This is a genomic window from Acidiferrobacter thiooxydans (assembly GCF_003333315.1).
Classification (GTDB): Bacteria; Pseudomonadota; Gammaproteobacteria; order Acidiferrobacterales; family Acidiferrobacteraceae; genus Acidiferrobacter; species Acidiferrobacter thiooxydans.
Genome location: NZ_PSYR01000002.1, coordinates 641,115 through 663,149 on the forward strand (window position 1 = coordinate 641,115; position 22,035 = coordinate 663,149).

21 protein-coding genes and 1 pseudogene are annotated in these 22,035 nt (G+C 57.9%); 6 read left to right on the top strand and 16 right to left on the bottom strand.

Translation table 11 applies throughout. The features are described 5' to 3' along the window. Window positions 1-20: 20 nt before the first annotated feature. The 4 genes from C4900_RS10095 to C4900_RS10110 form a co-directional block, all read right to left on the bottom strand. Entirely contained in the window at window positions 21-1,811 is a 1,791-nt protein-coding gene (locus C4900_RS10095; protein WP_114283029.1) for a fatty acyl-AMP ligase, read from the bottom strand. An 87-nt stretch (window positions 1,812-1,898) separates the two neighbouring features. Further along, window positions 1,899-3,260, bottom strand: coding sequence for a reverse transcriptase domain-containing protein (locus C4900_RS10100; protein ID WP_114283030.1), 1,362 nt, complete (start codon window positions 3,258-3,260; stop codon window positions 1,899-1,901). 257 nt (window positions 3,261-3,517) lie between these two features. Continuing rightward, window positions 3,518-4,084, bottom strand: coding sequence for an acyl-homoserine-lactone synthase (locus tag C4900_RS10105; RefSeq protein ID WP_114283031.1), 567 nt, complete (start codon window positions 4,082-4,084; stop codon window positions 3,518-3,520). Between the two features lie 84 nt (window positions 4,085-4,168). Then, complete coding sequence (locus C4900_RS10110; RefSeq protein ID WP_170132505.1) at window positions 4,169-4,600, bottom strand: DUF4902 domain-containing protein; 432 nt, start codon at window positions 4,598-4,600, stop codon at window positions 4,169-4,171. A 130-nt stretch (window positions 4,601-4,730) separates the two neighbouring features. Here C4900_RS10110 and C4900_RS10115 point away from each other — a divergent pair, with 130 nt between their 5' ends. The 5 genes from C4900_RS10115 (at window position 4,731) to C4900_RS16295 (ending at window position 8,811) form a co-directional block, all read left to right on the top strand. Next, window positions 4,731-5,429 (top strand): LuxR family transcriptional regulator, encoded by a 699-nt coding sequence (locus C4900_RS10115; protein WP_114283033.1) that lies wholly within the window; start codon window positions 4,731-4,733, stop codon window positions 5,427-5,429. Between the two features lie 184 nt (window positions 5,430-5,613). Then, on the top strand, window positions 5,614-5,829 hold the full coding sequence (locus C4900_RS10120) for a hypothetical protein (RefSeq protein WP_114283034.1): 216 nt from the start codon (window positions 5,614-5,616) through the stop codon (window positions 5,827-5,829). Between the two features lie 102 nt (window positions 5,830-5,931). Beyond that, a complete protein-coding gene (locus C4900_RS10125; protein WP_147267178.1) occupies window positions 5,932-6,231 on the top strand; it encodes a hypothetical protein in 300 nt (99 codons plus the stop codon). A 228-nt stretch (window positions 6,232-6,459) separates the two neighbouring features. Beyond that, window positions 6,460-7,743, top strand: a complete 1,284-nt coding sequence (gene iscB / locus C4900_RS10130; RefSeq protein ID WP_114283036.1) for an RNA-guided endonuclease IscB — start codon at window positions 6,460-6,462, stop codon at window positions 7,741-7,743. Window positions 7,744-7,923: 180 nt separating this feature from the next. After that, window positions 7,924-8,811, top strand: coding sequence for a dATP/dGTP pyrophosphohydrolase domain-containing protein (locus C4900_RS16295; RefSeq protein WP_211306884.1), 888 nt, complete (start codon window positions 7,924-7,926; stop codon window positions 8,809-8,811). 219 nt (window positions 8,812-9,030) lie between these two features. Here the strand turns inward: C4900_RS16295 and C4900_RS10140 are convergent, their stop codons facing one another. The 6 genes from C4900_RS10140 to C4900_RS17310 all read right to left on the bottom strand — a co-directional run bounded on the left by C4900_RS10140 (window position 9,031) and on the right by C4900_RS17310 (window position 14,588). Then, window positions 9,031-9,525, bottom strand: coding sequence for a hypothetical protein (locus C4900_RS10140; protein ID WP_147267179.1), 495 nt, complete (start codon window positions 9,523-9,525; stop codon window positions 9,031-9,033). Window positions 9,526-9,720: 195 nt separating this feature from the next. After that, entirely contained in the window at window positions 9,721-11,175 is a 1,455-nt protein-coding gene (locus C4900_RS10145; RefSeq protein ID WP_170132506.1) for an L-lactate permease, read from the bottom strand. Between the two features lie 482 nt (window positions 11,176-11,657). After that, a complete protein-coding gene (locus C4900_RS17305) occupies window positions 11,658-12,152 on the bottom strand; it encodes a YbaK/EbsC family protein (protein ID WP_114283039.1) in 495 nt (164 codons plus the stop codon). Window positions 12,153-12,164: 12 nt separating this feature from the next. After that, entirely contained in the window at window positions 12,165-13,088 is a 924-nt protein-coding gene (locus C4900_RS10155; RefSeq protein ID WP_147267180.1) for a class I SAM-dependent methyltransferase, read from the bottom strand. 329 nt (window positions 13,089-13,417) lie between these two features. Next, on the bottom strand, window positions 13,418-14,020 hold the full coding sequence (locus tag C4900_RS10165; protein WP_170132507.1) for a ThiF family adenylyltransferase: 603 nt from the start codon (window positions 14,018-14,020) through the stop codon (window positions 13,418-13,420). Beyond that, complete coding sequence (locus tag C4900_RS17310) at window positions 14,013-14,588, bottom strand: GNAT family N-acetyltransferase (protein ID WP_114283043.1); 576 nt, start codon at window positions 14,586-14,588, stop codon at window positions 14,013-14,015. Before C4900_RS17310 ends, C4900_RS10165 begins: the two co-directional genes overlap by 8 nt. Window positions 14,589-15,378: 790 nt before the next feature. On the opposite strand from C4900_RS17310, the gene C4900_RS10180 reads away from it, so the two are divergent. Further along, a protein-coding gene (locus C4900_RS10180; protein WP_114283045.1) for an IS3 family transposase occupies window positions 15,379-16,505 on the top strand; the annotation gives its coding sequence in 2 pieces (ribosomal slippage) (window positions 15,379-15,640 and window positions 15,640-16,505; 1,128 coding nt in all). A gap of 509 nt (window positions 16,506-17,014) precedes the next feature. On the opposite strand, the gene C4900_RS10195 is transcribed toward C4900_RS10180, so the two are convergent. The 6 genes and pseudogenes from C4900_RS10195 to C4900_RS16045 all read right to left on the bottom strand — a co-directional run bounded on the left by C4900_RS10195 (window position 17,015) and on the right by C4900_RS16045 (window position 21,855). After that, window positions 17,015-17,773, bottom strand: coding sequence for an isocitrate lyase/PEP mutase family protein (locus tag C4900_RS10195; protein WP_065971940.1), 759 nt, complete (start codon window positions 17,771-17,773; stop codon window positions 17,015-17,017). Window positions 17,774-17,784: 11 nt separating this feature from the next. After that, a pseudogene (locus C4900_RS17315) lies at window positions 17,785-18,842 on the bottom strand (bifunctional transcriptional activator/DNA repair enzyme AdaA). 623 nt (window positions 18,843-19,465) lie between these two features. Then, a complete protein-coding gene (locus tag C4900_RS10205; protein ID WP_114282231.1) occupies window positions 19,466-20,359 on the bottom strand; it encodes an IS3 family transposase in 894 nt (297 codons plus the stop codon). Beyond that, window positions 20,356-20,601, bottom strand: coding sequence for a transposase (locus tag C4900_RS17320; RefSeq protein WP_083995885.1), 246 nt, complete (start codon window positions 20,599-20,601; stop codon window positions 20,356-20,358). The genes C4900_RS10205 and C4900_RS17320 overlap by 4 nt, the downstream gene beginning before the upstream one ends. Continuing rightward, window positions 20,528-21,703 carry an IS3 family transposase gene (locus C4900_RS16310; protein WP_211306887.1) on the bottom strand — a complete coding sequence of 392 codons (1,176 nt, stop codon included), beginning with the start codon at window positions 21,701-21,703 and terminating at the stop codon, window positions 20,528-20,530. The genes C4900_RS17320 and C4900_RS16310 overlap by 74 nt, the downstream gene beginning before the upstream one ends. Further along, window positions 21,700-21,855, bottom strand: a complete 156-nt coding sequence (locus C4900_RS16045; RefSeq protein WP_170132465.1) for a hypothetical protein — start codon at window positions 21,853-21,855, stop codon at window positions 21,700-21,702. Before C4900_RS16045 ends, C4900_RS16310 begins: the two co-directional genes overlap by 4 nt. Window positions 21,856-22,035 lie beyond the last annotated feature (180 nt).

A 22,035-nucleotide genomic window follows, 5' to 3' on the forward strand; every position in this document is an offset into this window, starting at 1 on the left:
CATAGTGGGGTAGTGTAGGCCTAGGCAGAAACTGGCGGCTTTCGCCGGCGCCTCCGCTGCTCGGTGGAGAGTTCCAGAGACTGCCACGAATGCGCCTGGCCGCCGGCCAAACGACTCTCGTAAAGAGGCTCTAGAGCTGCTTTCGCCCACAGCGCCTTGGTCTTCCCTCTCTGGATCTTACCGCTAGTGGTACGAGGGATCGTGCCGAGCGAGGTCAGGACGACGCTTGCGACGGTGACATCGAAGTTATTGGCGACCTCGCGCCGCACCGCTTCGCTCAGAGACACCAGGGTCTCGCGCTCAACGCCGCCCCGTGTGTTGACCTCCTGCACGATCACCACCGCCTCACTGGTTCCGCCATCGACCGCGAAAGCTGCAGACAGGCCGGCCGCAAACCGGCTGTTGATCCGGCTGGTCAGGTATTCGATATCCTGCGGATAGATGTTGCGGCCGTTGATGATTACCAAATCCTTGATGCGGCCTGTGATGTACAGCTCGCTCCCGTCCAGAAAGCCTAGATCACCGGTACGCATATAGTGCGTGCCCAGTTCGCCCGCCACGCTTGCCCGGAACGTATCATTGGTCTTGTCAGGATCCTGCCAGTAGCCAGACGCCACGCTGCAGCCGTGAACCCACACCTCGCCTACCTGACGCTCGCCCAAACGGGAGTCTGTGGACGGGTCAACGATTGCCACTTCCAGATCGTGGGGCCGCCCGCTACTTACTACTGTATACGCCAGCGGATGGCCCTCGACCACCGGCACTACCCGATTGAGTTCCAGCTCATCGCGATTGATGCACATCTGCCTTGCCGCCACGCCAGGCGTCCCTCCAGACACGAACAGAGTTGCCTCCGCCAGACCATAACATGGGTAAAAGCTTTCGTAACGGAATCCATATTTCGAGAATCGATCTGCGAACGCACGCATCGACGAATACTTCACGGGTTCCGCGCCGTTGAAGCAAATCCGCCAGCAGGACAGGTCGATTCCCTCAATCTCCTCATCGCGGATCCGTGCGACGCAATGCTCGAAGCCAAAGTTGGGACCGCCGGAAGAACTTATGCGATACCGGTTGATCGCACGCAACCAATTGGCCGGCCTCTTGACGAACGAGACCGGCGCCATCAGCACCAAAGACGCACCAAGATAGATTGTCTGAAGGATCAGGCCAATCAAACCCATATCGTGGTAGAATGGAAGCCACCCGCCCACCACAACATCCGCGTCATGCTGATACTTGTACTTGATGACCTGCTCGTTGTGAATGAGATTGGCATGCGTCACCATTACACCCTTAGGATTACCTGTAGACCCCGAGGTATATTGCAGAAACGCCAGATCGTCCGCCGCCAGCGTGGGCACCACCCACTCGGGTCCCGGTTTGGCGCAGTGTGGCACAAGGCATTCGAGATCTCCCAACGGACTGTCCTTGAGCCACTCATGGATATCCGCCTGCCAGTCAGATGCCGTAATGACCAGAGCGATGCCCGCGTCCATACTGATATGCTCGATGCGGCGCAAGTGATGGGGCTTGCGCGAAGACAACGATACCGGTACCGGAACCATGCCCGCATATTGGCAGGCTAGAAAAGCAACAATAAATTCTAGGCCAGGACGAAATAACATCAGCGCGCGATTTCCGACTTCGTATCGCAATTGCAATCGGGCGGCAATGCAGCGCGCCTTTTCGTCCAAAGTGGAATAACTCAGCCGCTCGGCCTCTTCGCCTCGTTCGTCAAGCATTATCAAGGCGGTCTTTTCTGGCCTCGTTCGTGCGTGATTATTGCAAATCTCTACGATTGTCTCCATTTTCTTACATTCCGCACCAATAGTCGATGAGAAGAACTATGTTATTACGGTTTGCATTGCCACCGGTCTATGTTATTCCCCAATCCATCAGCTTACGGACGATTCTATAGACATCGTGATCATAGAAATAGATAACCTGTCATATATGACAGGTCTCTGGCACAGCCCCCTCTCCAGTATACCTTCACCGAAGCTGATTGAGGCGGCCCGTGTGGTCCGAGAAGCATATGAGAGAAATGGCCGGCTGACCGATAGCTGTAGGAATGCCGATTCCTCGGCACCCCCCGCACACATCCTGACAGGCGAGGCTCCCGCATCCGGTTCCACCCTTGAGTATTTGGCGTCAAAGCGTTGGTGAGGGTAAGGATGCACGATGGTAGCCTTTGGTATCCAGTGATCCGCGATCTTGCCGAAACGTTCCCAATTTAGTCGCTTGCGTTGACTGCGCCGACAGAGCGCCCGGTACCAACGAAGCCGTACCTCGTAGCAGAAAAGGCTCAGAGCGGCACCGTTCAAGGGGACACCATAATAATTCAGATGGCCTTGAACGACGCTCCGAAGCCAGTGGCCCGTGGCACGAACAGGTTGGTGAAGGCGCTTTTTCAGCTCTTGGCTTAGCGCCTTGAGCTTGTTCTGTAGGCGATCTCTCCGCGTTTTGCGGTGAATCAAGAATCGTCCCTGACGGCTCACCCCACAGATATGCGTAAAGCCCAGGAAGTTGAAGGTCTCGGGTTTGCCGAGGCCCCGCTTCCTGGTCTGCTCATGGGCGAACTTGCCGAAACGAATCAGCCGGGTCTTGTCGGGGTGGACTGCCAGACCGAATTCCTGAAAACGGACTTCAATCTCGCGCCGGAAGCGACTGGCGTCATCAGGGTTTTGAAACCCTACGACGACATCATCGGCATACCGTACCACCACGATCATTCCCCGGGCGTGTCGCTTACGCCATTGCTGCACCCAGAGATCGAAGATGTAATGCAGGTAAACATTGGCCATGAGAGGTGAGACGACCGCCCCTTGCGGGGTACCGATCGTGCCCAGCACTCGATGTCCGTGTTCATCCAGCACGCCGGCCTTCAACCATTGGCGCAGAAGGCGCAAGAGCCGCCTATCCTGGATACGGTGTTGTAGGAATCGGAGCAGCCATCCGTGTTTGACAGTGTCAAAGAATTTTCGAATGTCCATGTCCGATATCCAGTTCACCGGCTTACGTTCGATCCCTACGATCAGGGCATCGAGCGCGTCGTGCGGGCCGCGACCGGATTGATCCCCATAAGAGAATCCCAGGAAGTCGGTTTCATAGATGGCATTGAGAACCGTCACCACCGCCTGCTGGACGATTTTGTCTTCCAGGCAGAGGATATTGAGCGGTCGCTCGCTCCCATCTTCCTTGGGGATCAGGACCCGCCGCGCCGGTTGCGGGCGTGTAGACGATCCCCCACCATACAATCCTGCCTAAAGCAGCTTGCACGCCTCGGCGGATACCTCGACCGAGCCAGTGATCCTCCGCCGGGCAACATCGTCATCTGGCGCGGGATGTTAGGCTTCAGACATTGCGTTTGGCTTCCAGCTTGGCGCCACAATTGTGGGTAAATGAAAGGTTTATGGAGCCGATACGTTCATTCTCGGTGATATGTGATTTGCCGTTCTCTGTGTTTGGCGCGTAGCGCCTTGTGGTTCACATAACGCAGCTATAAATTGGGTCATCAGACATCGATCCAACACGCAATCACTGGACTCCCCTCAATCAAAACTGGGGGCCCCGCCCTGCGCCCCTCAATGCCTGCGCGCCGGATGAGCCGTTCGACGCCTAGCGGCGACACGGTAATGAGGCGCTTCGCGCCATGGGCTGCCGCGCATCGTATCGTCTCCCGCAAGAGGGGTTCCGCAATAGGCGACAGCATCGGGTTCAGGAGAGAGCGGCTTCCGGCTTTGTCTTTTGCATCATCGGGGCGACCGGCCGCGAAGCGCGAGAGTTCCCACACGTCGGGGGAACAAGGCACCGGCAAGCCGTTGAGAAGCTGGGGGAAGACCTTTCCCAGGAGATAGGGGCGGTGGGTGGGAAGCAGGCGCGCGCAGCCTATGATTTCGTCCTTGTCGTTTTGAGCTACGACATAAACGGTGTCGGGGCGGTCGAACTGGTCGGCCTCCATGCCTTGGAACGTGGGTAGCGGCCAACCGAGACGTTCCACAAACACCTGCCGACGATATCGGGCGGCTTGTTCGTAAAGGCCCGCGGGAAGCGTTTGCGACACTCCTGACAATAGTTGCATAAGGGTTCCCTTCAAGGTGACTATCCTTGCAGGGAAATCTAGGGAATTAGCGGGCGCTACGGTACTGACAGGTCTGACAGGATGCTAGCGATAGTGGGTAGCGAGATAGGCGCCAACGATGTCCTGCCAATCCCTTTGATCAATCACGTCGCCGAGTAAGCGGGCGGTGTCTGCGACGCCGATATCGCGGCCGTCCTGATCGACCAGAGTGATATTGCTAAAGGGGGCCTCGCGACGTCGGTAACCGGATCGGCCGGATACAAACTGCCATCCCCAGTCCCAACCCAAGGTGATCTGCGGATAGGTCTCACTAACCCATTCTGTATAGCCGTCCAAGCACGTGACAGTAGCACCAGCGCCGATACCGATGCCGATCCCGCAGGTCATAGGATCTTCATAGAGGCCGGAGATTATGTGCTGGAGCGGAGTTTTGCGCAGCAGCGACTCGGTCATACGGACAGCACCATCCTGGCCGAGCACGGCCCGGTGGTTCGTGACGGATGCTTTACGGCTCACGGACCCCTCCTCGATTCTGTGAGGATAGTCATTATGGGCATCATGGTTCGGACCGGCCAGTGCCAGCATTGACAGGTAGTCGGGGCCCAGATATAAGACATTTTTCGGACACCATTGAAGGCACTTTCGTATGACGGAAGAACAGGACGCCAAAGGCGATCGGCCCGACAATCCAGAAGACGCGTTCGCGCAGCTCGTCGATCACGCCCAGGCGCTCGGCTTTGAGTACTGCGCCTACGGCCTTCAGGTACCTTGGCCACTGACGCGCCCGCGCACGCACATGTTCAGCAATTATCCGACGGTCTGGCAGGCGCGGTATGCAGAACAACACTATCTGGGCATTGACCCCACGGTCCACCACGCCCGCACCTCCGTAGCCCCGGCGATCTGGTCCCATCGTCTGTTCGCCCATACGCCTGCCTTATGGCAAGAAGCCCAAGACATGGGTCTGCGTGTAGGCTGGGTCCAGGGAGTCCGGGACGTCGGGCACAACGGCATGCTGACCCTTGCTCGCAGCGGTGAACCTCTCTCGGCAGCGGAGCGCCGGGAGAAGGCCTCGCAGGTCCTGTGGCTCGCCCATACAGCTCATGACACCATGAGTTGTCTCCTCCCTCCGGTTATCGCCTGCGAAGGTTTAACCTCTTTGACCGAGCGAGAACGCGAGATCCTTCGCTGGACCGGTGACGGCAAGAGTGCGAGCGAAGTCGCGGCGATCCTTGAGATCGGCGAGCGAACCGTGCACTTCCATGTCCAGAATGTCATGGCAAAGCTGGGTGCGGTCAACAAGACCGCCGCGGTCGCGCAGGCGGTGGCCCTAGGGCTCTTATGAAGATCAGTCGGGCTTCGGCAAGATCGGGCAGGGCTCCGCCAGAGCGGCCTTCCCTTTCGTCAGGGATGGGCGATGGCTCTCCGCGAGGTGCCGCCCGGCACGGCCAGCCCTCTCTACCCAAGCCACCACGACACCCTCGAAATAGCGGGCTGTCGCACAGAGAGCCATCGCGTATGCTCCCGCTATGGAACCCCTTTTTCTGGAACTGTATCGCGACACCCGCACGGGTGATGCGTTGCTTTGGGCTGGGCAAGCCGGACGCTATGTGCGACTCCGTTATCTAGGCGCGTCGCCGGGGGACGAAGATGGCGTGCTGATTTACGATACAGCGACGTTCCTGGGGTTGTTGCGGCGGCGGATCCTGGAAGTGATTCCCTATGTCGTCGAGATGGATGGATGATCCCGCGCCACTTTTGTAATCACGTCGCCATAACAGCGTGGTAACCGAACGGTTCGACTTTTGTCCCCAGACCTGTCCACAGAATTTGTGGACAACCCAATCATGAATAAAATCATTACAGATTCCTGGATCATGGGCGATGGCGCTGATTCGGATGAGGCCTATGTGGTTCATACGACCGCTCCGCGCTTTATTGCCAAATGCGCGAACTGCGACCCCGAAAAGGTTTCGGAGAGCTATGGCGTGTCTGTCGCCGTTTATATCGATGACATCGTGTTTTTTGACGTCAGTTGGATCGATCCGGAACCGACCTCTGACGAAGCCTTGGTGGCGCTTTTTACGGCCGCGAATGCAGCGGTCAATCGTTGTCAACCACTCCCCCTAAGCCCTAACGGGCTCTAGGCGGAGCTTGTGAAAGCAGGCTCCTGGTTGACCAGGCTCAGTCTCAAAACATCGAGACTCCGTTATTAAGGTCATGACACCCGGGAATGCGTTGCCAGTTCCCGGCTCTGTCGGCAAGGATTAAACAGCGATTCGGGAGTATGAGCCGTGTCCTTGCCGCAAAAAGCCTTGATAACTTTGCCGAGGCGAACATAACCCCCGCAAGGGGAGACTGAAAAGGTAGCGACTATGCAACGAGTATTGGTCTTGGACAAGAACCGGCAGCCGCTCATGCCCTGCCATCCGGCGCGGGCCCGGGAACTGTTGCGGGAGGGAAAGGCGGCCGTGTTTCGGCGCTTTCCCTTCACGATCATTCTCAAGGACCGGACCGGTGGCGCGGTTCAGGATGTCTGCCTAAAACTGAATCCCGGCAGCCGAGTAACAGGCTTGGCGCTCGTGGCACAGTTTATCCGGCGTGGTTCCACGGTCATTTGGGCCGGAGAATTGGCTCACCGTGGCGCCGCCATCCGCAAGGCGCTGGAACAGCGACGTGGGCACCGGCGCCTCCGTCGGGCCCATTTGCGCTATCGGGCTCCGCGCTTTGATAACCGGACGAAGCCCGAAGGCTGGTTGGCGCCGTCCCTGCAACACCGGGTGGACACCACGATGACCTGGGTATGTCGGCTGCGGCAATGGGTACCCGTCACAAACCTTTCCACAATGCTCCACCGCTTCGACACTCAGGCACTGCAGAATCCCGAGATCAGCGGCGTCGAGTACCAGCAGGGCGAGCTTCAGGGCTACGAGGTCCGCGAGTACCTGCTGGAGAAGTGGGGCCGGCAATGTGCGTACTGCGATGCGGAACATGCGCCCTTGACCATCGACCACATACACCCCACGAGCCGGGGTGGCAGTGATCGGGTGAGCAACCTCACTCTGGCCTGCTTTCCCTGCAACCAGCGCAAGAGCAATCGACCGCTCACGGAGTTTCTGGCTCACGACCCGAAGCGGCTGGCGCGTATCGAAGCGCAACGGAAAGCGCCGCTACGGGATGCCGCCGCAGTTAATAGCACCCGATGGGCCTTGTTCGGCACTTTGAAGAAAACCGGACTGCCGGTCGAGGTCGGGACGGGTGGCCGGACAAAATATAACCGCGTCCGACAAGGGTACGTGAAGGCCCATTGGATTGACGCGGCCTGCGTCGGGAAAAGCGGAGATGCGGTCAGTCTCCATTCTGAACAACGGTCACTGGCGATAGAGGCCATGGGCCATGGCGAACGGCAAAGAACCAGACTGAACCGGCACGGCTTCCCCGTTGGACACAAAACGGGCACCAAGTCCTTTTCTGGTTTCCAGACCGGCGATCTGGTACGGGCCCGCGTTCTCAAGGGAAAACACGCAGGCATCCATGTCGGCCGCGTCGCTATCCGATTCCGACCGTCGTTCGCGTTAAAGACAGCGGCTGATATCTTCGATGTGCATCCGAAATACTTATCACTTATTCAAAGGAGTGATGGTTATGCGTACCAGTAACCGCAATGAGGGGGCGCTTCCGCTCCCGCTAAGCGCCTGGCGTTGTAGCGGGAGTACCCGCGCCGAATTGTGATGGAGAGCGTCTCGAAGAAGAGACGGGAGACACTGTCTGTACCGGGACTCTGAATTGATCATCCCAAACAATCACCCTGATCGCTGTTACCCTTTGGAGGTCATCCCGTGCGGCTTTCCGAACTCCTGCGTTTACTGGGCACGCTAGCTGCTGACAACCGCGCCGACCCGGAAATCGTCATTCCCGTTACAGATTATGGCGGGCTGGGGCCCACGCCAGCCGTTTCTGTCGGGGCGGCGTATCGCGGAATCGATTGGGACGCCGACCGTGTGTTTCTTCGCCCGGGTCAGCCGTTAAGCCGTCTATCCGAAGCGGATATTCAGGCTATCCACAAGAGTCTACGCGGCGCGCAGTCCTGGCACGCCTACAAGGCCTACAAGGCCATGGCGGAAAAGGTCCGGGCGGCCGAAGAGCGGGCCGAGACGACGCATAAAGACTCCTCCGGCGGCAACCATTGTGATCTCGTCGCGCATCTGCGCCGTCAGCAGGACTTTTCCGAACGGACGTTCGGCCCCGGGCCGCGTACGCGCGGCGTCTTGGACCATATCGCCAAGGAACTGGCTGAAATTGCGGAGCACCCGGACGATCTCGAGGAGTGGATCGACGTTGTGCTGCTGGCTCTCGACGGGGCGTGGCCCGCGCGCCACGCCCCAGAGGCCATTGCTGCGGCCTTGGCCGCTAAACAGGCCAAAAACGAAGAGCGGGTCTGGCCGGACTGGCGTACTGCTCCCCCCGGGCAAGCGATTGAGCATGTGCGGCACCAAGAACATCCCGCGCCACCCCAACAGCCTTGCCCCTGCCGACACTGTGAGGAGCAGCGGGGTGACACCATCAACGGATTCCCGTCTGCATGGTCGCACATGATTGTGTGTCCAATCTGTGGAAACAAGCACTGCCCGCATGCCGACAACCATACCTTTCCTTGCACAGGCAGTAACGCGCCAGGGCAAGCCTCTGGAACACATCAAGAAGGCGATCAAGACGACTCACAATAGAACCTGGGCCAGAACGTCCAATCAAAAATACTCGCGGTGATCGCGCATGATGACGCGGCTATGGCTGTGAGTCGTCTTGACCCGGCGCATCCCTGGACTGCTCGCCGGCCATGGCCGCGCAGGCGCCCCAGAATGTCTTGAAGAGTTTGGCTCCCATGGCATAAGCCTCGGACCTGCGCCTCCCGTAGTAGAAGCCAAGGTCTTGCATGACGGGTTGGGTTACCTATTGCCGTTGATTTCCTGGTCGAGCACTTCGTCGCCGCCGCCTTTCTCTTTCTGCCGTTTCCGCCTTCGAAAGGGGTGGCCGTCCTTACGGACGTGCTTGGGGGTGCGCTTTTGCGCAGGACGAGCCGGCGCGCGCTCCACCAACGCATGAAGACGGTCTACGGCCCGCTCAAGCTCGCCACACGCCGCCTTCTCCTGAATCTCCTCGACGCTGCCACCGATGACCGTGCGGACCAGGACCTTGGCCTCGGCCTCGGTCTTGCCGAGATTCAGGGCTTCCGTAAAGCACAGGTCCTTGAGGCTGAAGATGCGGCGCTTGAAGACGGAGGCCGCCAGGGGGTCTCGTTCGCTGCGGGCCGCGAGCGAAAACAGCGGCATCGCCATCAGCTCTTCTTTATGGGCCCGTTTGTAGCGCCGGTCGTGATCCGGCATGGCGGGGTCATGGGCCTGCATGAGGGCCACGCGCCGCTCGAGCACGGCGAGCGCCAAGGGATCTTCGTCCTCATAGGCGAGGACCCAAAGGTCCGGGAATGGGAGAGCAAAAAGGTCAGATTCGTTCACGGTATCCAGATGGAGTACGTCGTTACCTTGAATGATATCACTGTGAGGCCCAGGCCTCACACAGCCGATAGCCCCCTCACCTCCATCAGGAACGGCGGATCACGCGTGCCCCAGCTCGGCACCCTACAAGCCCAACACCATCATCAGGACCAGCATCACGAGTACCATGACCCCCAGCGGGAACGCCAAGCGATATATGGAGCTCTCAACATTCGGCGCATGCAGTAGTGCGGCACCCATCGCGATTCGCACAGGCGAAAGCAAGGTAAAGTTGCTCCCCGCCGTGTTTTGCATTGCCGCCGCCCAGCCAGGACTTAAGCCTCCGCTTTTCGCAAGAGCCATCTGCAAAGGCATAACCAGCGCGTTGGAGGCCGTATTGCTTCCTGTCAGAAACCCCGCGATGGCGCTGAACACAGGACTCGCCCAGATAGCAACCGGGCCCGCAAAGTGGGCCCACTGCATGGCCAAATCGGCAGCAATACCGGCTCGCGAAATCCATTGCGCCATGACGACAAACGCCAGGATCACCATCACCGGCGCGCGGCCCGCGTGCCATACCCCGACACCAACCGCCTTCCATTGGGTCTTTGACAGACGGATCTTTAAGCCATACACGATTGCGACAGCCAACAGCCAGAAACTGACTTGATAAAAGACCGAAAATACGGGCCACGCGCGAGACGGCTGAATAAGCCACAACCCCCGCAAAAATCCGCGCAGAGGCGGAAATACGCGGGTTACCAGGATGATAAGGGTCAGCCACACATAAGGCTGTGCCACCCGAATAAGCGCTTGCCGCGCAGCAGCGGAGATCCGAACGTCCCGCCAAAAACGCACCCCCAGCAAAAGACTCGTTGCAATCAGTCCCGCGGCCTGTACTTCCACGAATTGATTGCTAAGATACAGCATCACTACAAGCGCCCCGACCCACGCCACATCGTCGATTCGCTGCCATAGATCGACGCGCCAACCCTCGCGGTGCGCATAACTCCAAAATACGATGAGGTAGCCAAAGAGCAAAGGCCCCGTTATGAGCGCGCTGCGAACGCCCACGGTATGCAAAGGGACATCCGCAAGTCCGGCCCCTATCACAGTACCGATGGCCAGCGCACCCCACGGCACCAGGGTCTGACTGAATAGGGCCAACACCGCAACCATGGGGCCCTTCACCCCCATACGTAGCAAAATCGGGATGGTAATGATCAGAGCTACGCCAAAACCGGTTACAGACTCCAGGAACGGACCAAGAAGGAAACAAACCGCGAAGATCTGCCGATAGGAGAAAGCGATCGGCGAATACGTGTCCCCAGAAAACAAGACCTGATCCGCTACCCGTAGCACGTTATAGAAAATAAGACCCGCCAGCACCACAGAAATGGCTTGCCAAGCCAACCATGCCCCTGCGGCGGCGTTGCGCATAAGGAACGTCAGTAAAGGTTTGGTAGGCCCGAGCGCCATAGCGACGGCCGGTATCGTCAGCAACGCACCCGCCAGGCCGGCCTGCAAAACCGTCACTCTGCGCGACGCCAGCAGGATGACCACAGCCGCCACCGGCAATATTTCCAGCTCAATTATCACGGCTGACGAACCCTTGTCTTTGCCTTGTGCAATTTGCGCACACGATCCGCCATAGTCTCCATCCGCCCATGGGGCTGACGTGAGACTTTAGCGGAACCATGGGGTCGCGTGAGATCTGCGCTCGTACCACCTCTCACATATCGTTCATGCACTTGAACAACAATGTCATGGACAACAAAGCGAAGGCGAGATGCCCCCTGAGGGCCCGCACGGTCCGGGCAGACGACAAACACGCCAACTACTCCCAGCCACCGGGCATACGGCCGACCCTAAGGACGCCCACTCCAATATGGTACGTTAGCTGTTAGTGCCCAATGGTAATGCCTACGGTTGGTCCGCGGCGCGAAGGCCAACCACCATGCAGCGGTGTGGAAAAATCAGGAGCGGCGCTTAAAACCAAAGGCGCGGGCGCGATTCTCGCGTTCCGTCGCACATATTAAAGCCCATGGACGCCCGCATACTCCGCCAAGCATGCTCGCCCCTTACAACGTAATCCGCCCAAACTTTGGTTTTGCCACTCCGATAATCTCTTTAATATCCACCCAATAAGATTCAGTAAGACAGCCGGACCCGATAACAACGGCGTCGCTTATCGCCTTAAAGGACCAATCGAACACATGTTGTGCGCCTCCCTCTAGGCAGATTGGCGGAAATGACCCCGATGGGCATGACATCAGACGCTCCGCTTCCCTCCGCGGCATAGTCCAGATTCGCCTCAATCCTCCTACATTACGTACCGCATCATAAGACAGTCGCTTATCCCCAGGTATCGCGCAGAGCAATCTAACCTTCTCATCGCTATGATCTAACCCTTCAAGCAATAACACCTTTACAGCCAGGCTCGGGGCGTGCCCGCGCTCCGCCGACTGATCGACCGTTGAGCCCCGAATTTTATGGTGAACAATCCTGAAGCGAATATTCGCGCTCTCCAACAACACACGCAGATTCTCGCCATCGCAGCGGTCTGGCACGTCCATTGTCTCCTTACTTCAGGTGGAGGCGACGAAGCCCGACTGAGTTCTAAGATGCGCGAATCCGTGAAACGTGTGAGGCTGCCCAACCGAGACGCCCCATTCATCTCGAAGAAACCTTGCCTCCAGCATCTGAGACGTGTAATTGGCCAGAAGCATATAGCCACGAGATAGAAAGAAACGCTCCACATCGTCCGCCTCAAGACCAAAATGGTGTGGCTCTCCGATCTCCGTAAGAATCCTCTTTAGCTCATCAGCGCCATAATAGCTTACTGAGCCATCAATATAGCTTCCAAACGCATAATCTAGATAGACGTCGACTGACAACTCAGATAGAGACGATATATCCCTCATGGCGATATCGATTTGCGCTGGCGTAAGAAAGTAGGTCACACCTTCCCAAAGCACAAGCGTCCGCCTCTGCGGTTCTAGGCCACACTCAAGTAGCCTATCAAGAAATGAATCCCTATCGAAATTGCATGGAACGTATACCGCGCGGTCATCGGGCAGGCTGTGCTGTTGTATTACTGCTCTCTTGTGGTCTATCATCCCCTGAAGATCGACTTCGAAAACACGTACGTTATTGAGCACTAGAGATTTCCGAAAGCGCAGAGCACGACTATCGAATCCACTACCAAGTATTACCACCTGCGCCCGAGGTTGCCGGTCAACAAAGCGCGAAAACACCTCATCGAAGGCCTTCGTCCGCAAAAGATGGTAGTACATCCCGCCCGGGAAGCGAGCCTGGAATTCCGCACGCGCATTCTCCGGACTCCTAAGATATTCCGCCCACCTATCGCGCACAAAGTACTTTGCAAGATTGTCCGGGTTACGACGGCGACCATCTGCGTCAGCCAGCAGTGCCCGCATGAGCGCTGTAATACTGGCGCTATCAATTATGTCAGTGTCGCTTCGCTTCGGCGATTCGGCATCTGTCTTCATTGCCCATTCCCCCACATTTTTGCAAGCACGTCCGCGTTTCTGATAGTCCCATCTGACGTATACATGCCGCCGTCTAGGAGCGCCGCATCATATATGTACATATTCGGAATCGGATCAAGAACTGCACAGTATGGTGGTCTCTCAAGACCAGTAAGGGCCAGCGTTATGCGCTGCGCGAGGAGCCCCTCCGCCAATGGAGGAGCGCCAGCGAAAATCGGAAGGGCGTCATGCTTATGGATCCAGTCCATCACAGCATCGAACGTCGGAAAGTGTGGAAAGCGCGGCGCCCACAGTTTCAGTAGCCGCTCAGTGCGGGCATCGGACGCCAGTTATACAATGTTGGAATGGTCCACCGGATCGTACCACTTTCGAATATGCATGGACTGTCGTGTAAATTTATAGAGATGCGCACTCCATCCGATTACGGAGCATGCGAGTATCGTATGTGTAACCTCTGATTCGTGAAATGCGTCATGGAGTGCGAATTTTTCGTCGATTACAGAGAAGTCCAGTTGATCGAGAACTAGGTCACACCCTGCGACAAATTCCGCCGCATTTTTATGTGATATGCCGTCCTCATACACTTCAATTCTAGTATCCTTCGCTATGTCAAACGCCATTTGCCCGACAGTGGACGCCTTATTTTTTCCGATATTGTCATATGATGCACCGATCTGCCGGTTTATGTTGGAAATCTCAAATACGTCTGGGTCCGCAATTTTTAGAGCGCCAACGCCGAGTCGGCAAAGTCGAAGCGCAATGGCACCACCAATGCCGCCCGCCCCGGCTATGCCGACGGTTGATTGGCGGAGTTTAATTTGAGAGGAATGCTGGGTAGCTATGCACTCTCCGAGGAAGGTTTGAGTCCTATTCACGCGCTCCTTAAAGAACTCGTTGTCTAGCTGAGTAGGACTAAGTACACGCTTAGCCATAGACGGTCTCCCATTTGGCTGCTGGACGGTATGTGAGAAGCTCAACGTCACCATACTCGGGCGAGCAAGCCCCGGACGCATATTTTGTGAATCCTTGGCTTTCGAACAGGCGATCGACTGGCGGATTGCAGTCGACGATTAGGATGGAGTTCTCGATTCTATCAATAAAGCATTTTGCTCTACTGATAAGAGTCCCGGCGATACCCCGCCGACGATAGTCTTTAGCCACCATGAGACGAGTACCGACTGCGACCTTAAGCTCTTCGTATTGGGATAATCCATATAGCGAAACGTAGTGATGTAGAGGCTGCTTGTCCCAGAATGATATCCGGAAGGTTCCCACCATGGTACCTTTGCATGTGGCGCAGAATATCCAGGAATTGGGCTCTAGGTAATCAGAGACAACCTGTTTTCCGAAATCCGCTGTAGCGAGATTGCGGCTCATTTCCAGCACATAAATCCGAAACCAATGTTCGTACACAAGTGTTCTGTGGCCTTGAGCGAAGGGAGGCATAACGGTAATACTTACCGTTGGCGACTGTCTTGAATAAGGCCTAGATATCATCATGCGCGCTATCTCCTCTAGATTAGCCTCAGAGCATGTCTATGTACGAATGGGGACCGGCGGCATCTCTAGCGCGGGGTGCCTGGGAACCGCTGAGATAGGCAGGGCGCTGAATAGGTAAGCGAGTCCAGTTGTCCCCCGGTGTCTTAAGTGATGGCTTTTCTGTTATACTCACGATGCATCTTGCCTCCGCGATCATTCGTAGCATGCGCCTTCTGAGTTGAGCAGAACGTCTCTCTGTCTCCACCCTAGCGCTTGGTTTAACTTACCGCGACTCCGTACGCCACTGTCAGTGTTTACAGGTGGAAAAGTCAGGCGACGTCGTGGAGATGATAGAAGGGGGCCGCCAGTCCCCTATCTGGCATCAAGGGTGTCCGAAGAGAGCGCGTGAGATGCCACTGGCAGGTAGACGGAAAGGAATGCGATAACGGCCGGAGTGAGCTCCCCAGAGGCTGTTTTGGTGTTTACGGTATGGATGGGCGCCCTTCCGGTAAGCATGCAGGAAGTGGTTTTTTGCCCCTGCTAATGTCCGCTGCGTACTCCAACCGATAAGGAACGCAGCGAATGAACAAGACGAGAGAGACGGAACCAGGACGGGATGGCGACGAGACCCCAGAGCAGACCCAAGCGCTCTTCCAGCGCTGGCGGGAGAGTCGTCGGCCGGGCGCGCGTATCCCCAAGGTCTTATGGGCGGCGGCCGTCAGAATGGCCAAGAGAGATGGACCCCAATTCTTGGACACTAGCTTAGGTGATTATCTGCCCTTACAGTAACGCAACAAGGAGCAGAAATCCTATGAGCAAGACACGACGCAATCACGCCCCGCAGTTCAAGGCCAAGGTGGCCCTTGAGGCCCTGGCCGGGGAAAAGACTATCCATGAGATCGCAGCCAAACACCAGGTCCATCCGAACCAGGTGACCCAGTGGCGCCGGCAGTTGATCGACCAGGCGGCGAGCATTTTCGGCAAGCCCACGGGGACGACACCCACCAGCGATCGCGAGGCCTTGCTGGCCAAGATTGGAGAGCTTACGGTCCAGAACGATTTTTTCGCACGAGTGCTCGGCAAATGACCACGGCTGAGAGACTCCAACGGGTCGAGCGCGAGAATCCGGTGGTGCCGATCGCACGCCAATGCGCGTGGCTTGGCGTGCCCCGCTCAAGCGTGTATTACCAGGGGAAGCCTGCGGTCTCCGAGGAGGATCTTTCGCTCATGAAGCGGCTCGATGCCCTCCACCTCCAGCATCCCTTCCTGGGCTCGCGGCGCCTTAGGGACCGGCTGGAGCGCGACGGCGTGTTCGTAAACCGCAAGCGCATCCAGCGGCTCATGCAGGTCATGGGGATCAAGACCCTGTACCCCAGGCGCAAGACCAGCGCCCCGGGTCCGGGTCATCGCATTTATCCCTATCTTTTGCGAGGCATGACCATCACCCGGCCCAACCAGGTCTGGTGTGCGGACGTGACCTACATCCCCATGGCCCGGGGCTTTTGCTATCTCGTCGCCATCATGGACTGGGCCACGCGTGCGGTGCTCTCCTGGCGGCTGGCCACCACCCTGGAGGCCGACTCCTGTGTCGAGGCCCTGGAGGAGGCCCTGGAGCTCTATGGGGCCCCGCAGATCTTCAACACCGACCAAGGGGCGCAATTCACCTCCGAGGCCTTCACAGACGTCCTGAAGGCCCACACGATCGACATCAGCATGGACGGCAAAGGCTGCTGGCGTGACAACGTGTTCGTCGAGCGGTTGTGGCGCTCTGTCAAGTATGAGGAGGTGTATCTCAAGGCCTATGCATCGATACCTGAAGCACGGGCCTCTCTTGCAAAATACTTCCATTTCTATAATCATGAGAGGCCTCATCAAGCACTGGATCGACGGACACCGTGGGAGGCTTACACCACAGCGTCCTGGGATCTAGCCGCTTGACCAACCCGGCAGATAATCCACCTAAGGATCGGGAGATTCTGTCCAGGGGTTGGGGTCCATCTCAGTCGGGCGGTCCTGCAAGAGAATCCCTTCCAGGGGACGGTGTTCGTGTTCCGCAGCCGCTCGCATACGGCCATCAAACTCCTTATTTACGATAAATGGTACGCACCGAGTAATGTGGAGTGGCCAGTCGGTCGCGCTTAAGCAGCCGAAGAATTATCCGACCCAACTCCACATTACTACTCGTCACTTACAGCGATTCGAGCCATTCAAGAACTGAAGTGTTTTTGTGCCACTGAGTCGGGCGTCCCAGAGGACTGTGGGGCGCGGCCGCTTTGGCGAGGGCCTGTCGCTTCATGTCCAGATCGATCGTCGCATAACGGTTTGTCGTGTCACTGCTGGCATGCCCTAACCACTTGCTGATGTCGGCAAGCCCTACACCCGACTTGAGCAAATAGTTTCCGCATGGGACAGCGGTGCGATCGAGGAGACGACCTGCAAAGCACAACCTAGATTCCTTCGAATCGCGCCGTTAAGTCTTCTATCGCCACGAGGTACGGCATAGGACCGTAACTCACGCGCGAGACACCCAGCCTGGCCAACGCCGGAATGGAATTCAGTTCCCCCGTCATCATGATATTGACGGGAAGAGAAGACTGGCGGCAGATTTCTGCTATTAGCGTTGCGTCGGTCAAGCCTGGGATGAAAAAGCCATCGGCCCCTGCCTCTGCGTAGGCTCTTCCCCGCGCCAGCGCCTCATCCACGAGATCCGCATGCGACACTCCCGAAGCCGCCTTCAAAAATACGTCGGTGCGGGCGTTTATGAATAGTGCCCTGCCGGTATCATTTGCGGCCTTGCGCACGGCTTTGAGCCGGGCCACCTGATCCGGGATCGTGTATAGAGCGGGCCCCTTAACGACCTGGTCCTCGAAGTTAATCCCGGTCACACCGACTTCGATTACCCGCCGAACGTTAGTGGCGACATGCAGAGGGTCCTCCGCATATCCTCCTTCGAAATCGACCGTGAGCGGCAAGTTGCTACTTTGTGCGATCCGCTCGACAATCATCAGGACGAAACTTAGGGGCATCTCCTCACCATCCGGGAACCCATGCGCTGCGGCGATGGACCAGCTGCTCGTTGCGATGGCGCTCGCGCCCGCCTGTGCCACGGCCTTTGCTCCACCGGCATCCCAGATGTTGTAGAGAACGAGGGGGTCGCCTGGAACGTGGAGCGCCTTGAATTTCCGGAACCTATCAACGTTATGCATTGTTATTTTTCCTATTTTAGTAACACAAATTGGCGCTCAATCTCAATCAGGCGCTGCTTTCGCCAGAGGCCCCCGCCATATCCGGTCAGAGCGCCATCCGCGGCAATGACGCGGTGACAGGGAACCATCAGCGCGATCTGGTTGGCGCCGTTGGCGCGGGCTACCGCGCGTGCGGCCGATGGTTTCCCTATGCGGCGTGCAATATCCGAGTAGCTGCGGGTCTCTCCCACCGGGATGCGACGGAGCTCCCCCCAGACTTGCCGATTGAACACGCTGCCTTGAAGCACCAGAGGAGTTTCGAAGCAAGCCTTGCGACCGGCGAAGAACGCAATCAGCTCTTCTTCCGCCTGCTCGGTCGGCCCCAGACGACCTATGCCCATCCCTCCCTTTGTCCGTGCCTGAAGATTTTTTAGCTCGGTTCGTAGTGCCCTCCGGTCGGTAAATTCCAGCAGGTGCAGGTGCGTGGGGCTGCTGACTGCAATCATGTCTCCCAATGGCGTGGCGATCCAATCTGCGAGCACCCCCCCTTCTTGCTAAGTGATGCAGGGGTGCACCCTAGGAGTCTCGCGAAGGCCACACGAAACGCGCTAGGTGAGTCAAAGCTTGCCTCATGCTGGGCCGTAATGACCCTACCACCGCGAGAGAGTACCTCAAACCCTCTCCGAAGTTGCGTTTGCCGAGCCATCCTCAGGAAGGTCGTACCAAAGTGTCGCTTGAAACTACGGCGCACGGTGGAAAGATCAAACCCTAGTTCCTCTATGTGCCGTTCTGACCAACGAATACCCGAGCGCTCGGCAAGCGCCGCCAGCAATGCCGTGATTGTAGGATCGGCCGAGGCGGCTGCTTGCAGCGGATGACATCTTTTGCAGGCACGGAACCCGGCCTCAATGCATTCGCTGATCGTCGAGTAGAATAGACAGTTTTCTGGGTTTGGCTTACGAGCTGGACACGTGAGCCGACAAAAAACGCCTGTGGAGGAAACACAGACGTAGACCCGCCCATCGTAGCGCTCATCCCGACTAAGGAGGGCCAAGTAGAGAGTATTATGGTCCGGTAAATCGAAGAGCATGACTCATCCTATCATCTAACCGACCGCGCCATCGCCTGAAATCGGGCGTATATTTGGACGCCGCGTGCAGGCCTAACCAGTATTCTGTCTGCAACTGAGAACGGCCCCTCCGGTAACGCGGTCGGTTGCATATTTTCTGGAAACAAATCATCCCCCTATATATCAACCCGCTCCCGGTGACGGCGGGTACAAACAGGATGAGCAGCGCGGCATTAGCGGAGCATAACCTCTCGACGTCTATATGGGCTGTGACACCAGCTACTAGAAGTCCGAGAGTACAACCACCGCCAGCTCACCTATGAGTTGGCGCGCCCGGCCGACGGGTTCCCCGAAAGCTGCCCTCGCGTCACTTCGCAGTCGCCGCATTACCCTCATCCCCTCTAGAACGAGGCGGCGCAGAAAGTGTGCTGTTCATCACCACTTTGGCCACGTCCGGGCCTGGAAAGCGATCGATACGGGCCTGCCGACATGGCGCCAAGCACGAGACGGCCGCCTTCCGACGCGACCCGATAGTCGCCTGAACGCAAATAGCGCGCCGATACTCGTTGGCCTGTCAGACGCACCGCTTACGGCACCCCCTGCGGCTTGAAGGCCAGCAATACATTTCAAAACTGAAGTGGTCCCTACGCAGCGGACCTCATAGACGGGTCTTGATCTGGGTGTTGCATTCTGCGCGCATACTCGTTGGGCGACAAGTATCCGAGTGATGAGTGCAGGCGGACAGGATTGTAGAATCCGTGGATGTATTGCGCGATCGCTCTGTGGGCGTCCTGTTTTGTCGCATACGGCTCGGTCGCTTCTTCGGTCTTCAGTGTTGCGAAGAAGCTCTCCGAGACCGCATTGTCCCAGCAATTTCCCTTGCGACTCATGCTGGCCACCATGCCAAGTGCGCCGAGAGCGTTGCGGAAATCATCGCTGGCGTACTGGCTGCCGCGGTCGGAATGAAACACCGTACCGGATGGCGGTGTCTGGAGATGGCAGGCATTGCGCAGCGCATTGAGCACCAGCTCATCGGGCATGCGATCCGAGAGGCTGTAGCCGAGCACCTGGCGTGTCTGTAAGGCGATAATCACCGCCAGGTACAGCCAGCCCTCACGAGTGGCAACGTACGTGATGTCGCTTGTCCAGGCCGGCACGGCTGTGTCGACGCTAAATCGCCTCTGTAGGACGTTCGGGGCGATGGCGCGCTGATGGGCACTGTCGGTCGTGCGCGGCACGAAGCGCCCTTTACGCACGCCTCGCAAGCCTTCCTCGCGCATCACTCGATGCACACGTTTGGGGTTGATGCGCATGCCCTGTGCGCGCAGGGCATGCGTGAGGCGCCGGCGACCATAGCGGCGCCGGCTTTCCTCGTGGACCTGTATGATCGCTGCACGCAACGGAGCGTCCGCGTCGCTCTGTGGCGCACGTTCTCGGGCCTGCCAGGCGAAGAATCCCGACGTCGATACCTCAAGTACCCGGCACATGAACCCGATCGGGTAGTGAGTCCGCTGCGAGGCGATATAGGCGTACTTCACTTGGACTCCTTCGCAAAGTACGCTGCGGCTTTTTTTATGAAATCGCGCTCCATGCGCAGCTGAGCATTCTCGGCTCGAAGCCGTGCATTCTCAGCTTCCACATCGCTCACAGGACGGCGCTTCCCGTCCTTGGCGAACCCTGCTCCATCACGCGAAATGCGGATCCAATTAGCCAGCGTCTTGACCGAAATACCGAGCTTGCGGGCAGCCTTTGCCGCTCCGAGGCTCTCTGCCAATGACACTGCCTGCGCCTTGTAATCGGCGGTATATTGAGCACGAACCTGACGTTCCATAGTGACCTCCAAGTGGTTGGTTTAATCCATCCATTAGAGGTCCGTCAACGGGGGACCACTTCACCCCAACCTTTGCGCGCGGGATAGAAGTCAAGATCCCGGTTTCGACTTCGGATAGTACGTTTCGACACGTCATCAGCGGTTCACTCGCGTTCGTCTTCTCGATCCTCACCTGACGGAGTCGAACTCCGCCTTTTCCAGCAACGCTCACCACATGAGCCCTTAATTCACGCCACTTGTGGTGGTTTGAAGCCTGCTCCTGCAAGCCGACTCCGAGGGGCCCGCCCTCATCCTTGGTAAAGCATCGCGATTGTTCTGATCCCGAACTCTCGCGTTCGTAGCACACCACCTCCTCATACTTGACAGAGCGCCACAACCGCTCGACGAACACGTTGTCACGCCAGCAGCCTTTGCCGTCCATGCTGATGTCGATCGTGTGGCCCTTCAGGACGTCTGTGAAGGCCTCGGAGGTGAATTGCGCCCCTTGGTCGGTGTTGAAGATCTGCGGGGCCCCATAGCGCTCCAGGGCCTCCTCCAGGGCCTCGACACAGGAGTCGGCCTCCAGGGTGGTGGCCAGCCGCCAGGAGAGCACCGCACGCGTGGCCCAGTCCATGATGGCGACGAGATAGCAAAAGCCCCGGGCCATGGGGATGTAGGTCACGTCCGCACACCAGACCTGGTTGGGCCGGGTGATGGTCATGCCTCGCAAAAGATAGGGATAAATGCGATGACCCGGACCCGGGGCGCTGGTCTTGCGCCTGGGGTACAGGGTCTTGATCCCCATGACCTGCATGAGCCGCTGGATGCGCTTGCGGTTTACGAACACGCCGTCGCGCTCCAGCCGGTCCCGCAGGCGCCGCGAGCCCAGGAAGGGATGCTGGAGGTGGAGGGCATCGAGCCGCTTCATGAGCGAAAGATCCTCCTCGGAGACCGCAGGCTTCCCCTGGTAATACACGCTTGAGCGGGGCACGCCAAGCCACGCGCATTGGCGTGCGATCGGCACCACCGGATTCTCGCGCTCGACCCGTTGGAGTCTCTCAGCCGTGGTCATTTGCCGAGCACTCGTGCGAAAAAATCGTTCTGGACCGTAAGCTCTCCAATCTTGGCCAGCAAGGCCTCGCGATCGCTGGTGGGTGTCGTCCCCGTGGGCTTGCCGAAAATGCTCGCCGCCTGGTCGATCAACTGCCGGCGCCACTGGGTCACCTGGTTCGGATGGACCTGGTGTTTGGCTGCGATCTCGTAGACATCGTAGGCCGCATGGCCTATGGTCTTTTTCCGGCCGGTCGTCGGTGGTATCGCCAGACCCCGTTACCATGGCCAGCACGTCGAGGTGAACGGCCCCGAACACGCCGATCAGGGGCTGCCTAAGTGGGTCTGGCCGAT

Excerpts from the sequence above, each read along its gene's own strand:
- C4900_RS10095 (WP_114283029.1), bottom strand. The coding sequence starts at position 1,811 with ATGGAGACAATCGTAGAGATTTGCAATAATCACGCACGAACGAGGCCA.
- C4900_RS10105 (WP_114283031.1), bottom strand. The coding sequence starts at position 4,084 with ATGCAACTATTGTCAGGAGTGTCGCAAACGCTTCCCGCGGGCCTTTAC.
- C4900_RS10115 (WP_114283033.1), top strand. The coding sequence starts at position 4,731 with ATGACGGAAGAACAGGACGCCAAAGGCGATCGGCCCGACAATCCAGAA.
- C4900_RS10120 (WP_114283034.1), top strand. The coding sequence starts at position 5,614 with ATGGAACCCCTTTTTCTGGAACTGTATCGCGACACCCGCACGGGTGAT.
- C4900_RS10125 (WP_147267178.1), top strand. The coding sequence starts at position 5,932 with ATGAATAAAATCATTACAGATTCCTGGATCATGGGCGATGGCGCTGAT.
- iscB (WP_114283036.1), top strand. The coding sequence starts at position 6,460 with ATGCAACGAGTATTGGTCTTGGACAAGAACCGGCAGCCGCTCATGCCC.
- C4900_RS17305 (WP_114283039.1), bottom strand. The coding sequence starts at position 12,152 with ATGGACGTGCCAGACCGCTGCGATGGCGAGAATCTGCGTGTGTTGTTG.
- C4900_RS10155 (WP_147267180.1), bottom strand. The coding sequence starts at position 13,088 with ATGAAGACAGATGCCGAATCGCCGAAGCGAAGCGACACTGACATAATT.
- C4900_RS10165 (WP_170132507.1), bottom strand. The coding sequence starts at position 14,020 with ATGGCTAAGCGTGTACTTAGTCCTACTCAGCTAGACAACGAGTTCTTT.
- C4900_RS17310 (WP_114283043.1), bottom strand. The coding sequence starts at position 14,588 with ATGATGATATCTAGGCCTTATTCAAGACAGTCGCCAACGGTAAGTATT.
- C4900_RS10195 (WP_065971940.1), bottom strand. The coding sequence starts at position 17,773 with ATGCATAACGTTGATAGGTTCCGGAAATTCAAGGCGCTCCACGTTCCA.
- C4900_RS16310 (WP_211306887.1), bottom strand. The coding sequence starts at position 21,703 with ATGACCACGGCTGAGAGACTCCAACGGGTCGAGCGCGAGAATCCGGTG.